Source organism: Dietzia natronolimnaea (assembly GCF_002289575.1).
GTDB lineage: Bacteria > Actinomycetota > Actinomycetes > Mycobacteriales > Mycobacteriaceae > Dietzia > Dietzia natronolimnaea_A.
The window spans coordinates 138,752-151,944 of the sequence record NZ_NTGA01000015.1; the positions used below are offsets into that span (position 1 = coordinate 138,752).

Sequence of the window (13,193 nt, forward strand, 5' to 3'; positions counted from 1 at the left end):
ACCCGCGGGACGGCCGGGACCCAGGTTCACACTCCGGGGGCCGGGCCGGGCCTCACGCGTCGTGATCGCGTTCCCTCTCCCGCTCCCGTTCCCGCCGGAGCCGGGCGATCAGCTCTGCCGCGGGGATCTTCTCCCCCGCGCCGCCGTCGTCCCGGCGACGGGGTTCGGATCGGGGTGCGGGCTCGGATCGGGGTGCGGGCTCGGGCTGCGGTGCGGGCTCGGGCTGCGGTGCGGGCTCGGGCTCGAGGACCCCCACCGCGGTCGCCGAGCCCTGCGCCTCCACCGCGTCGGAGGTCGCGGAGGTCGACCGTCCGTCCACGGGCCCGTCCGGGGCGGTGACCGGCGCACCGGCGCCCGCCGACCCGACCCGTCCCGGGCCTGCGACCAGGAGCTCGGGCTCGTCGTCGATCTCGGCCTCGCCCAGGCCGACGCGCTCCTGGACGCGCTTCATCCACTTCGGCGCCCACCAGTTGTCGGTGCCGAGCATCTGCATCACCGACGGCACGAGCAGCATACGGATGACGGTGGCGTCGATGATGAGCGCGGCGATCATGCCGAAGGCGATGTACTTCATCATCACGATGTCCGAGAACGCGAACGCGCCGGTCACCACGATGAGGATGAGCGCCGCCGAGGTGATGATCCGACCGGTGTGGGCCACCCCGTTGCGGATGGCCTCCGCGGTGCGGGCCCCGCGCGAACGCGCCTCCACCATCCGAGACACCAGGAACACCTCGTAGTCCGTGGACAGGCCGTAGATGATCGCCATGAGAAGCACGACCACGGGCGAGGTCAGCGGCCCCGGGGTGAAGCCGAGCAGGTCGGCGAGGTGGCCGTCGACGAAGATCCACGTGAGGATCCCGAGCGTGGCCCCCAGCCCCAGCAGGTTCATGATCGCGGCCTTGATCGGCAGCACCAGCGAGCCGAACGCCAGGAACATGAGGATGGTGGTGGCGACGAGGACGTAGAGCACGAACCACGGCAGCCCGTCGACCAGTGCCTCCACCGAATCGCGCTCCATGGCCGGGTTACCGCCCACGTAGACCTCGGTCCCGGCGGGGATCGGGAACGCCTGCAGGTACTCGACGGTGTCGGTGGCCGCGTTGCGGTCGACGACGCCGGTCTGCAGGACCACCACGTCGCGGCCCTGCGCGTCCTGCTGGCCGGACCTGGCGAACTGGAACGGCCCGGTCAGGCCCGGCGCCTCGTTCGCCGCGGAGCGGATCTGCGACAGAGTGGTGCCGTCCGACCCGATCACGACGAGTTTCACCGGATCCGTGCGGGTTCCGGGGAAGTTCTGGTCGTATTGTTCCTGCGCCACGCGGGTCGGGTTGTCCGGCGGGAGATAGGTCTCGTTGATGCCGCCGAACTTGACCCCGGAGAACGGGATGATCAGCGCGACCAGGACCACCACGACCGGGACCGCCACGGCCACCGGGCGCTTCATCGAGAAGTCCGCGATGCGACCGAACAGTCCGTTCTCGACCTCCTCGCGTGAGCGGTGGCGCTGCAGGCGTTTGATGCCGAGCATGTCGACGCGGTGTCCGAGCATCATCAGAACGGCCGGCAGCAGGGTCACCGACAGAACTGCGGCGAGGATCACCGCGGCGATCGCGCCATAGGCCACCGATTTGAGGAAGTCCTGCGGGAAGATGAGCAGACCGGACAGGGTCACGCCCACCATGACCGCGGAGAACACCACCGTCCGACCGGCGGTCGCCACCGCGCGACGCACCGCCGCGTCCGGCGGATACCCCTCGGCCATCTCCTCCCTGAACCGGCTCACCACGAACAACCCGTAGTCGATGGCCAGGCCCAGACCGATCAGGGTCACCACGTTCTGGGCGAAGGAGTTCACCGGCGTGACCAGGGAGAGCAGGTGCAGGGCACCGAGCGAGCCCACGATCGTCAGCACACCCACCGCGACGGGCAGGAACGCGGCGACGACCCCGCCGAAGACCACGATGAGCAGCAGGAACACCAGTGGGAGCGCGATCAGCTCCGCGCGCACGAGGTCGGCGTCCATGCCGTCCTGCAACGCCCCGGCGACGGCCTGCACACCCGCGACGTCCGTCTCGATCCCGTCGACGTCGATCCGGTCCTCGATCACCCGGAAGTTCTGGAGGATCTCCTCCTCTTCTCCGGCGATCTGGATGGAGGCCACGGCGATGCCCTCGTCCCGGTTGACCAGGGCGGGGGACTGGTTGAACACGAAGCTGGTCACGCCGGTGACCTCGTCCGGGAACTCCGTGCGGATCGAGTCGAGCGAGGCCCGGATAGGCTCCTGGAACGCCGGATCGTCGACCGTGGTGCCCTCGGGGGCGTGGTAGGTGACGACGACGTCGCCCAGCGCGTCACGGCCGTACGCCTCCTGCTCGAGCCGCTCGACCGTCGCCCACCCGCTCTCCGGGTCCTCGAAGCCGCCCTGACCGAAGGCGTTTCCGAACATGCTGCCCGCCACGCTGAGCGCGGCCATGACCACGACCATGAAGACCGTGACGAGGATGCGGCGGCGGGCGACGAGACGCCCGAGTGAGTTGAACACGGCTGCGCGCTCCTAACGCGAGGTGAGCAGGGCGGTGAGTGGCCGGAGCGGCTGCAACCAGGCCCCCTCGTCGGGCAGGTTCTCGAGGCTGACCCGGGGCAGGGGCTCCCGGAACACACCCGGGATGTCCTCCAGGTCGAGGAATCGGATCGTGTCGTGCTGGACTGCCCAGGTGGCGTGCTCCCGGAAACCGATGACGGTGACGGGGATCTCGTCAGCGAGATCCTCCAGCGGTTCGCGGAACGCCTGCCCGTCGGCGGAGGCCACCACCACGCCCGCGAGTCGACCGGACTCGGCGCGCCGGTCGATGTGCTCGAGCATGTCGTCGTCGACATCCGAGTCCTCGCTGGTCTTGGGCTTGGCAAAGACCGCGAAGCCGACGTTGCGCAGGGCCTCGACCCAGGGGCGGACATTGTCCGAGGTACCCGGGACGATGTTGGTGAAGACGGTCGCCTCGGCCTCGAGGGTGTCGCCCGAACTCACCGACAGGTCGCCCGCGTACCCGAGCAGCCACCGCCCCAGCGCGTCGAAGCGCGGCCGGTAGAGGGCCGTCGGGCGTCCGCCGAGGATCGACCCCAGCCCCATGTCGACATTGGGCGCATCCCAGACGAGCAGCACCAGGCCCGGGTCGTCGGGCGGCACCACACCGGTGATCTCGTGGTCGTCCGGTCCGTCAGGTGGGGTCATCTTCTACAGCCTCGGCCTTCTCGGAGATACGGGTGTGTCAGTCTCTGCGGCGCCAGAGGAACTCGTTGATCGCTCGTTCCTCCTGAAGACCCTTGCCCTCGAACTTCGTCACGGGTCGTTTCAGACTGAACGGTACGTGTCCGTCCCCGGTCGTGGCGTCGAGCCGCTCGAGAGACGGTTCGGCATCGCCGGTCTCGGCGATCCAGTCGGCGTAGTCGGCGTGGTCGGTGGCCACGTGGAGCACACCGCCGGGACGCAGGCGCGAGGAGATCAGGGCGAACGTCCCCGACTGCAGGAGACGGCGCTTGTGGTGGCGCGCCTTGGGCCACGGATCCGGGAAGAACACACGGACCCCGGTCAGGCTCGCCGGCGTGATCATGTTGGTGAGTACGTCCACCCCGTCGCCGCGGATCATCCGGACGTTCTCGAGTCCCTCACGCAGGATCATCCCCAGGAGCTGGGCCAGGCCGGGCTGATAGACCTCGACAGCGATCACGTCGACCTCCGGCTCCTCGGCCGCCATCGCCGCCGTGGACGTCCCCGTCCCGGAGCCGATCTCCACGATCAGTGGCGCGACCCGGCCGAACATGGCCTGCGGATCGATCACCTCGTCCGCGACGTTGCGGCCGTAGGTGGGCCAGTGCTCCTCCCAGTTGCGTTGCTGGCCCGGGCGCAGGGTGCCGCGCCGGAACCGGTAGGCCGTGACCCGGGGGAACAGACGCGGGTCGTGATCAGGGGTCGATCCGTCCGCCGATCGGGGGCTTTCGCTCTGGTTCACCCGGTCATCATCGCGTAATCGGGGGCCCGGGTCCGAATCCAGGGGAAGGTCTTGCCGCGGGAGCCCGGCCGGGACACCATGACCTCGTGCCGATCGTGACCCAGGACGCCGCCACCCGAACCAGGGTGCGGCCCCCTGGCGCCGACCCCGTCTCGCGGGTCCGACGGATGGTCGGTTCCGCCCGGGAGCACGGTGTCGGCCACGCGGCCGGAGACGGCCTCCGCGAGCTCGAACGGGCCCTCGACCGCGTCGACGCGCCGGTGGACATCCGCGTACGCGGCGGACTCGGGTCGGGTCGACGCACCCTCGCCGCGGCCCTGCGGACGCGACGGGGGTGGCGGCCCACGGTCGAGGACCTGGACGTGCTGGCCGCACCCGGGCGACCGGTGGGTCCTGCACCCGATGCCGAGATCATCTGCCTGCGCACGGCGCCCTGCCGCCACGAGGAGGCCTGGATGCGGCGGCCTCGCGCGCACTCCCTGCTGGTGGTGGCCACCGGCGTCGACGGTGCCGACCCGCCCCGGTGGGCCCGTGAGTTCCCCGCGGTGGACGCCCGGCAGCCGTCCGATACGTCTCTCGACGCTGTCGTGGCCTTCCTCGACCGGGCCCTGGAGAGCCTCGCCGCCGTGCGTCTGGCCCGCCTGGAGTCGGAACTGGAGACTCTCGCGGTCGACGACCGCGTCGGCGACCTCGCCGAGGCGGCGTTGTGTGCACTGGGCCCGAAGGGCAGGACATGAGCGGGAACCCGGCGGACCCGCGCGGACGGGGCGCCCTGACCGTGGCCGTGCTCGGCGCGCGGGACTCCGCCGCGCCGGCGGTCGCCGAGGCCCTCGGGGCGGTCGCGGGCCAGCCCGGTGCCGACAGCGGCCGGCACATCCGTGTCCTCGTCGACGCCGGACCCGACGAGCGGCCGGACGCGGCGGTCCTCGTCGTCGACGCCGTCTGCCCGATCCGTCCCGACGACCTCGAGGTCGCCCGTGGCGTGGCCTCCCGCGTCCCACTGGCGGTGGCCCTCGCCGGGGGAGTCGGCTCATGCCACCCCGACGCCCTGGCTCAGACCCTCGACGTCACCACCCGACGACTGGCCGAGGCGGGGGTGACGGCACCCGTGCGGGTGGTGGACTCCGACCCCTCCGCCGCGGCCGACCTGCTCCGGGTGGTGCTCGACGCCCCTGCCCCGGGGCCCGCCGCCGCGGGCACGGCCGGGTCGCGCGCGGGTCGGGGCAGCCTCCGCGGCGGAGCCGATCGGGCGACCGCACCGGACCCGGGCCCGGACACCGTCGACTGGCTCCTCGCGCGCCGCACCGAGGCGATCACCTCGCGGTCACAGGCGCTGCGGCAGGACGTCCAGGCATTGCGTATGGAGGTCGTGCAGGACCTGCACCGGTCGATGCGCGACCTCGGCTCGCGCGTACGGGAGGAACTCGCGGCCGCGCCCAGATCACGAGTCGACGGGATCGTCCGGGCGCTGGCCTCCGACGCCGATCGCGCGATCGCGGGGACCATCGTCCGGGCGGACCGTCGTGCGGACGCTCTCGTGGCCCGACACCTCGGCGCCTCCGCACCCACGACGCCGCGGATCCCCGCACCGACGGGCGGCATCACGCCGGGTCGTCCGCCCCGGAACACCGCGGAGGAGTCGATCGTGATGATCATGGGTGCCGCCGGCGGGACCGGCGTGGGTCGCATGCTCCTGGCACCACTCGCCGAGGTCCCCGGACTGTCGGTGGTGGTGATCCCGTTGGCACTGATCTGCGGCGTCGCGCTCGGGTGGACGACGGTCACGGTCCGCCGGACCCAGTCGCTCCGGACACACACGGCCGCCGTCGTGACGGAACGACTCGCCGCCCTGCGCGCGGAGGTGGAGCAGTCCCTCGGCGCCAGGATCCTGGCCGCGGAGTCCACCATCACCGACGGCTTCGCTCACGACCCGGGCCCACGGGTCGCCGACCTCGAACGCCGTATCCGCCGGTCACGGCTCGCCGGGAGAGCCCCCGGAACCACGCCGGCCGCAGTCTCCCCGGATACCGTTGGCACTCCCACGCCCGCCCTCGCCACCCCAGGGAGCCCCTCGACATGACCGACCCCTTCCCCGGTTCCGAACCCTCCGACTTCAGTGCCAGACCCGACGTGTGCGGCCTCGACGGTGCCCCGCTCGCCGAGGCCTCGTCCCTCGGCCTGCACGTCCCGGTCGGTGACGGTGTCCTCGATCTCGGTTCTCCCGAGGCGGATCTCGACGGCGACGGGTTCATGGAGGCCGTCACCCGGGGGGACGGCCGGGGGCTCACCGTCTACACGGACGTCGACGGCGACGGGACGGTCGACCATGTCTCGACGGTCCGGTTCGACGGCAGCTACGACTCCTGGCGACTGGCCAATCCCGCGGAGGGGGTCCCGTTCGGGGGCTTCACCAACGAGGCCCGTGCCGGGTCCCCCGAATCGTCACCGACCCCGGCCCGGTGGGAACGCATCGACCACGGCCACATCTGAAAAGTTGAGGCATTGCTCACGTCGGGGCCACGATCGGGGCCCGGAAGGCGGCGGGACCATCGGGTTGACGATAGTGTGTGATCGATACCATGCACCGTGTACGAGGAGCTGTGATGACCACCACCACCATTCCCGGCCTCGAGGGTCAGGCGCCAACCGATCACGCGGAGATGCTCGCGTGGGTCGCCGAGGTCGCCGAACTGACCCAGCCGGAGCGGGTCGTCTTCGCGGACGGCTCGGACGAGGAGTGGGACCGCCTCACGACGGAACTGGTGGAGCACGGCACCTTCGTGAAACTCGACGAGTCCAAGAAGCCCAACTCGTTCCTCGCCCAGTCCGACCCCAAGGACGTCGCGCGGGTCGAGTCGCGGACGTTCATCTGCTCGGAGACCGCGGAGGGCGCCGGCCCCACCAACAACTGGCGGGACCCGGCCGAGATGCGCGGCCACATGACCGAGCTGTTCCGCGGCAGCATGCGTGGTCGCACGATGTACGTCGTGCCCTACTGCATGGGCCCCCTCGAGGCCGAGGACCCCAAGCTCGGCATCGAGCTCTCCGACTCCGCCTACGTCGTGGTGTCCATGAAGATCATGACCCGCATGGGCACCGCCGCGCTGGAGAAGATCGGCTCCGACGGCGAGTACGTCAAGGGCCTGCACACCGTGGGTGCGCCCCTCGAGCCCGGCCAGCACGACGTCCCGTGGCCGTGCAACGAGGAGAAGTACATCACCCATTTCCCGGAGACCCGAGAGATCTGGTCGTTCGGATCCGGGTACGGCGGCAACGCGCTGCTGGGCAAGAAGTGTTTCGCCCTGCGGATCGCCTCCGCGATGGCCCGTGACGAGGGCTGGATGGCCGAGCACATGCTCATCCTCAAGCTCATCTCCCCGGAGGACAAGGTCTACTTCATCGCCGCGGCGTTCCCGGCCGCGTGCGGCAAGACCAACCTCGCCATGCTGCAGCCGACCATCGAGGGGTGGCGCGCCGAGGTCGTGGGGGACGACATCGCCTGGATGCGCTTCGGCGAGGACGGCCGACTCTTCGCGGTCAACCCCGAGTACGGCTTCTTCGGTGTCGCCCCCGGCACCAACTACTCGTCGAACCCCAACGCGATGAAGACGCTGGAGGCGGGCAACTCGATCTACACCAATGTCGCCCTCACGGACGACGGTGACGTGTGGTGGGAGGATCTGGAGGGAACCCCGGACCACCTGATCGACTGGCTCGGCAACGACTGGACGCCCGTGGGCGACGGCGGGGCGGGCAACGCCGCCCACCCCAACTCCCGCTACTGCGTGCCGATCAACCAGTGCCCGGTCACGGCCGAGGAGTTCAACTCCCCGGAGGGCGTGCCGATCTCGGCCATCCTGTTCGGCGGGCGCCGGGCGGACACCGTGCCTCTGGTGAGCGAGGCACACTCGTGGAACCACGGCGTCTACATCGGGGCCACCCTCTCCTCCGGCCAGACCGCGGCCGCGGAGGGCAAGGTCGGTGCGGTCCGCCGGGACCCGATGGCGATGCTGCCCTTCATCGGATACAACGTCGGTGACTACTTCCAGCACTGGGTGGACATGGGCGAGCGCGGTGGCGACAAGATGCCCAAGGTCTTTCTGGTCAACTGGTTCCGCAAGGGCGCGGACGGCCGCTTCCTCTGGCCCGGTTTCGGTGAGAACAGCCGCGTTCTGAAGTGGGTCGTGGACCGTATCGAGGGCCGCGTCGAGGCGGACGAGACCGTTGCGGGGTTCACCGCCCGCGCCGCGGACATCGACCTCACCGGACTCGACACCCCGGTCAAGGACGTCGAGGAAGCGCTGGCGATCGACCCCGAGGAGTGGCGCCGCGAGCTCCCGCTCATCACCGAGTGGTTGGACTTCTGCGGGCCCAAGGTCCCGTCCGAGGTGCACGAGCAGTTCGCCGCACTCAAGGAGCGCCTGGGCTGACGGGTCGGGCTGACGGGCCGCACCCTGCGAGGGTGCGGCCCGCCCGCGATCCGTGTGACCGACGCCCCTTTCCAAGATCCCCGATCAGTGAGACAGTGGTCGCGTCATCAATACACTGGGCGCATGAGTGGAGAAGTGGGATGAGACTCGCCGCTGTCGGTCTCATCGCCGTCCTCGCCGGAGGGGTGGGGGTCGCGGCGGCAGCCGTGGTGCTCGGCCCCGTGGACACCCCGGCACCCCCCGTCGATGAGGTCGCCGACCAAGCCGCCGAACCGCGATCGGACCCCCTGGCCGACAGCGGTGGCACCCTCATCGAGGGATCGAGACCGCACCTGACGGTGCGTTCCGGTATGCCCTCGGTCATGCTCGCCGGCACGATCCCGGGATTCCTCGCACTCCTGCCCGCCTCGGCGAGCACGCTGCCCACCCTCGCGCCGTTCTCGGACGCGACCGGCGGGCCGGGTACTCCCCTCCCCGCTCGTCGAGCGGGTCCGTCCGCCGTCACTCCGGGGGTCGGGAGCCCGACCTCCACGAGCCGGATCCCCGCCCCCGCACCGGACGGCGGCGCCACCTCCGCCCCGTCGGCGGCGGCTCCCCGACCCCCGGCCGTCGGGGGTCCGGCCATCCTCTCGACAGACGTCGAGGTGGCGCCCGTGGCGGTCCCACCCGCGGTCGGAGCGCCCCCGATGGACCGCCCACCACCGCCGCACGCCGCGGGCACCGGTCGCCCCGACCACGCGGGTACCACCGGGCCTCCGGCACACGCCGCCGTCACCCCGCGCGGCGACGGTCCACCCCGCGACTCCTCGCGGACCGACGCCCGGCCCACACCGGGGTGACCCCGCGGCTCGGCAGCGCTCGCTCGGTCCGGTGGTGGTACTCGGCACGCCTGCGCATCACGCTCGGCATCACGCTCACCTCGGCGGCCGTGTTCACCGCGATGGTCCTGTTCACCCTGCAGGTGCTCTACCTCACGGCTGAGCGGACGACGGACCTGCGACTCAATCGGGAGGCCGCCGACTTCACGACCTTCATCGACGCCGGGGTGCTGCCGTCGTCCGAGACGGAGGACCCCACCACCGAGCAACTCATCCGTGCCTATCTGGCCCAGCAGTATCCGTCGTCCGAACTGCTCCTCGTGGGGACCGCCACCACGTCGGGCACGCAGTTCACGCTCTCGAGGTTCAGCGCGGAGGACGACACACTCTTCCCCCCGTCCATGCGGTCCCAGATCCAGCGGATCGGTCTGGTGTCAGACGAGGGGTCGGGAGTCATCAACGGCACCGTGCGCTGGCGGAAGGCCGAGGTCGACGGCCCCGCGGGCCCGGCCAACATCGTCGTCGCGATCAGTGACGCCCCCACCCGGGAGGACACCGACCGCGTCGCCGACCTGCTGCTGAGCACCGGCGCCGGCGGCATCGTCCTCAGCGCGCTCGTGGCCTGGCTCCTGGCCGGCCGGATGATCGTCCCGGTCCGTCGGATCCGCGAGGCCGCGGAGACGATCTCGGCCGCAGACCTCTCCCGTCGGGTCCCGGTCGACGGACCCGACGAGATCGTCTCACTGGCCGACACGGTCAACGCGATGCTCGAGCGCGTGGAGGAGGCCTACCGGACCCAGAGGGAGTTCCTCGACGATGCCGGCCACGAACTGCGCACCCCCCTCACCGTGGTGCAGGGCAACCTCGACCTCATGCCCGAGGACCCCGATGCCCGGGCGGAGACGACCCGGATCATGCAGGACGAGTTGTCGCGGATGACCCGGATCGTCGAGGACCTGCTCACCCTCGCGCGGTCCGATCGGCCGGACTTCCTCCGGACCGCCCCCACGGACGTGGCGGAACTGGTGTTGGACGTCGAGGCCAAGATCGACGTGATCGCGGACCGGGAGTGGACGGTGCTCCCGTACGCGGAGGACATCGCCCTGCTGGACCAGCATCGGATCACCCAGGCTCTCATCCAGTTCTGCTCCAACGCCGTCCGGTTCACGGGCCCGGGCGACGTCATCGAGATCGGGTGCCGCGCCATCGCCGCCGGGGACCCGACGGTCACCGACGACATGGCGGCGGGCCCGCTGCCCGACCCGCCGGAACGCGAGACCTACCGCCGACGCCTGTTGTGGTGGGTGCGGGACACGGGGCCCGGTGTCCCACCCGGCGAGGAGGAGAGCATCTTCGAGCGGTTCCACACCGCCCGCGGGCAGCTCCGCGACGGGCGCGGGGGTACCGGGCTGGGACTGGCCATCGTCGCGACGATCGCCCGGGCACACGGCGGGCGTGCGTTCGCCTTCAACGCCAAGGGCGGGGGGGCCGCCTTCTGCATCGTCGTCCCCTGTGTCCCCGCGAGCAACGACCCAGGGGACGACACGGACTGATGTGACGCTCGAAACACGGGTTCCCCGTGGGATACTCCATTGTCGGAGAAGGAGGGTTGCATGACGAATGTTCTCGTCGTGGAGGATGACGATCTCATCCGCTCGGTACTGGTCAAGGCACTCGGCGGCGCCGAGTACACCGCACTCGAGGCGGTGGACGGGGAGAGCGCGCGGTCCATCCTGTCGACCATCTCCGACATCGACCTGATGTTGCTCGACATCGGGCTGCCGGACGTCGACGGCCTGACTCTGCTCCGTGAGGCGCGCGACCGCGGCTTCGCCGCACCCGTCATCATCCTCACGGCCCGCGACACCGTCGCGAACACCGTGGAGGGACTGGACTCCGGTGCCAACGACTACATGGTCAAGCCGTTCCGGGTGCCGGAGCTACTGGCCCGCATCCGGCTCCGTCTGCGCGAGCACGAGGCGTCGGAGGATCCGGGGATCCTCGAGCACGCCGGGATGCGGCTGGACATCCGCACCCGCCGGGTCGAGGTCGACGGTCGCATCCAGGAACTGACCAACCGTGAGTACTCGCTGCTGGAGATGCTGCTGCGCAACAAGGGCGAGACCATCAGCCGTGAGCAGTTGCTCGAGAGCGTGTGGGGCATGGACTTCGACCCCGGTTCGAACATCGTCAACGTCTACATCCGGTCGTTGCGACGCAAGATCGGCGAGAACAAGGTCCACACCGTGCGGGGCGTCGGCTACCGCGTGGAGTGAGCTCGCGGGTGACCGCGTCGGCCCCGGTGGCGGGCCGGTAACCCGGTGGGGTCCCGGCCCGCCGGTGGCGTGGCGCGGTCAGCCGCTCACCGCGTGGGGGGCTCCCACCCGAACGGCATGAGCACGCTCTGCAGTTCGCAGTAGGCGTCCAGCCCCTCGGGCCCGTTCTCGCGTCCGAGTCCGGAGTTCTTGAAGCCGCCGAACGGCGCGCTCGGGTCGAAGGCGTACCAGTTGATGCCCATCGTGCCGGTGCGCACCCGCTGCGCCACGGCGAGCGCGGCGTCCGGGTCGGCCGAGTAGACGGCGCCGGCGAGGCCGAACTCGGAGTCGTTGGCGATCTGCACGGCCTCGTCGACGGTGTCGTACGCGATGACCTGGAGCACGGGCCCGAAGATCTCCTCCTGGGCGATGGTCATGGAGTTGTCGACGTCGGTGAACACGGTCGGCTGGACGAAGGCGCCCTCGGCGACGCCGGCTGGCAGCCCCTCGACCCGGCCGCCACCGTAGGCGAGGGTCGCGCCCTCCTCGACACCCGTGCGGATGTACCCTTCGACGCTGTCCTTCTGCTTGTGGTTGGCCAGCGGCCCGAACGCGGTGCCCTCGTCGGACGGGTCTCCGACCGGCATGGCCTTGACGTTCTCCACCAGCGCGTCGACCACCTCGGCGTAGCGCGACCGGGGTGCGAGGATGCGGTTCTGGGACACGCACGCCTGTCCGGAGTTCATCAGCGCGGAGAACACCATGGTGCCCGCGTGGGCGGCGATGTCCGCGTCCTCGAGGATGATCGCGGCGCTCTTCCCGCCGAGCTCGAGCGAACACCGGGTGAGGTTCCGGGCGGCGATGCCGGCGATGTGCTTTCCGACATCGGTGGATCCCGTGAACGAGATCTTGTCGACCTCCGGGTGGGAGACCAGGTGGTCGCCCACGGAACTGGGGCCGGTGACGACCGACAGCACCCCCTCCGGCAGCCCGGCCTCGCGGAACAGGTCCGCCAGCCACAGGGCGGAGAGCGGGGTCGCGGAGGACGGCTTGAGGATCACCGAGCTGCCCGAGAGCAGGGCCGGGCCGAGCTTTGCCGAGTTGAGGTAGAGCGGGACGTTCCACGCGGTGACGGCGGCGACCACCCCGACGGGCTGGCGGGTCACCACGGAGGCGCCGAAGTCACCCTGCCGCACCTCGGACCACGGGAAGTCGGTGGCCAGCCCCGCGTAGTAGCGCAGCACTGCGAGGGTGGGCGTCACCTGGATCATCGCAGCCGTGCCCGTGGGAGTGCCCATCTCGTCGGAGAGGATCCGGCAGACCTCTCCCTGGCGCTCCTCGAGCATGTCGGCGACCCGGCCGATCAGTGCGCCACGCTCCGCGGGCGGGGTGCGCCGCCACACGCCCGACTCGAAGGAGTCGCGGGCCTGGTTGACCATCTCGTCGACGTCCTCGGTGGTGGTCTCGGCCACCCTCCCGACGACGGCGTTCGTGGCCGGGGACGTCACCTCGAGAACACCCGTGGTGATGGGATCGGTCCAGCGGGTGCCGGAGAAGAGTTTGTCATGGACGACGACCACGGGGACCTCCGCGAGGTAGAAAACGAGAACACGTTCCACCCATGGTAGACGAGTGTCCGACTTCGCGCGGCGGCTAGGAGCGTGGGTCAGTAACACGCCA

The 13,193-nt window shown here is 70.7% G+C and carries 11 protein-coding genes; 7 read left to right on the top strand and 4 right to left on the bottom strand.

Annotated elements, in window-relative coordinates; genetic code table 11:
* Nucleotides 1–52: 52 nt before the first annotated feature.
* The 3 genes from CEY15_RS08940 to trmB are packed head-to-tail and all read right to left on the bottom strand — an operon-like array spanning nt 53 to nt 4,010.
* Complete coding sequence (locus tag CEY15_RS08940; RefSeq protein WP_095718131.1) at nt 53–2,545, bottom strand: MMPL family transporter; 2,493 nt, start codon at nt 2,543–2,545, stop codon at nt 53–55.
* 12 nt (nt 2,546–2,557) lie between these two features.
* Entirely contained in the window at nt 2,558–3,232 is a 675-nt protein-coding gene (locus tag CEY15_RS08945; protein ID WP_095718132.1) for an NYN domain-containing protein, read from the bottom strand.
* A 37-nt stretch (nt 3,233–3,269) separates the two neighbouring features.
* Complete coding sequence (trmB, locus tag CEY15_RS08950; RefSeq protein ID WP_095718133.1) at nt 3,270–4,010, bottom strand: tRNA (guanosine(46)-N7)-methyltransferase TrmB; 741 nt, start codon at nt 4,008–4,010, stop codon at nt 3,270–3,272.
* Nucleotides 4,011–4,096: 86 nt separating this feature from the next.
* Here trmB and CEY15_RS08955 point away from each other — a divergent pair, with 86 nt between their 5' ends.
* The 7 genes from CEY15_RS08955 (at nt 4,097) to CEY15_RS08985 (ending at nt 11,534) form a co-directional block, all read left to right on the top strand.
* Nucleotides 4,097–4,747, top strand: coding sequence for a hypothetical protein (locus CEY15_RS08955; RefSeq protein WP_095718134.1), 651 nt, complete (start codon nt 4,097–4,099; stop codon nt 4,745–4,747).
* Nucleotides 4,744–6,090, top strand: coding sequence for a hypothetical protein (locus CEY15_RS08960; RefSeq protein WP_095718135.1), 1,347 nt, complete (start codon nt 4,744–4,746; stop codon nt 6,088–6,090). Before CEY15_RS08955 ends, CEY15_RS08960 begins: the two co-directional genes overlap by 4 nt.
* Nucleotides 6,087–6,500, top strand: coding sequence for a DUF6802 family protein (locus tag CEY15_RS08965; RefSeq protein ID WP_095718136.1), 414 nt, complete (start codon nt 6,087–6,089; stop codon nt 6,498–6,500). The genes CEY15_RS08960 and CEY15_RS08965 overlap by 4 nt, the downstream gene beginning before the upstream one ends.
* 113 nt (nt 6,501–6,613) lie before the next feature.
* Nucleotides 6,614–8,440, top strand: coding sequence for a phosphoenolpyruvate carboxykinase (GTP) (locus CEY15_RS08970; protein WP_095718137.1), 1,827 nt, complete (start codon nt 6,614–6,616; stop codon nt 8,438–8,440).
* Nucleotides 8,441–8,580: 140 nt separating this feature from the next.
* Complete coding sequence (locus CEY15_RS08975; RefSeq protein WP_095718138.1) at nt 8,581–9,279, top strand: hypothetical protein; 699 nt, start codon at nt 8,581–8,583, stop codon at nt 9,277–9,279.
* Nucleotides 9,276–10,811, top strand: a complete 1,536-nt coding sequence (locus CEY15_RS08980) for a sensor histidine kinase (protein ID WP_095718139.1) — start codon at nt 9,276–9,278, stop codon at nt 10,809–10,811. Before CEY15_RS08975 ends, CEY15_RS08980 begins: the two co-directional genes overlap by 4 nt.
* 60 nt (nt 10,812–10,871) lie before the next feature.
* The gene (locus CEY15_RS08985) at nt 10,872–11,534 is read left to right on the top strand and encodes a response regulator transcription factor (RefSeq protein ID WP_017836154.1); all 663 of its coding nucleotides are present in this window, start codon (nt 10,872–10,874) and stop codon (nt 11,532–11,534) included.
* An 86-nt stretch (nt 11,535–11,620) separates the two neighbouring features.
* Here the strand turns inward: CEY15_RS08985 and CEY15_RS08990 are convergent, their stop codons facing one another.
* Nucleotides 11,621–13,132, bottom strand: coding sequence for an aldehyde dehydrogenase (locus CEY15_RS08990; protein WP_245847437.1), 1,512 nt, complete (start codon nt 13,130–13,132; stop codon nt 11,621–11,623).
* Nucleotides 13,133–13,193 lie beyond the last annotated feature (61 nt).

What these genes read in the sequence shown, in the direction of transcription:
- CEY15_RS08945 (WP_095718132.1), bottom strand. Translation starts at nt 3,232, where the DNA reads ATGACCCCACCTGACGGACCGGACGACCACGAGATCACCGGTGTGGTG.
- CEY15_RS08960 (WP_095718135.1), top strand. Translation starts at nt 4,744, where the DNA reads ATGAGCGGGAACCCGGCGGACCCGCGCGGACGGGGCGCCCTGACCGTG.
- CEY15_RS08965 (WP_095718136.1), top strand. Translation starts at nt 6,087, where the DNA reads ATGACCGACCCCTTCCCCGGTTCCGAACCCTCCGACTTCAGTGCCAGA.
- CEY15_RS08970 (WP_095718137.1), top strand. Translation starts at nt 6,614, where the DNA reads ATGACCACCACCACCATTCCCGGCCTCGAGGGTCAGGCGCCAACCGAT.
- CEY15_RS08975 (WP_095718138.1), top strand. Translation starts at nt 8,581, where the DNA reads ATGAGACTCGCCGCTGTCGGTCTCATCGCCGTCCTCGCCGGAGGGGTG.
- CEY15_RS08985 (WP_017836154.1), top strand. Translation starts at nt 10,872, where the DNA reads ATGACGAATGTTCTCGTCGTGGAGGATGACGATCTCATCCGCTCGGTA.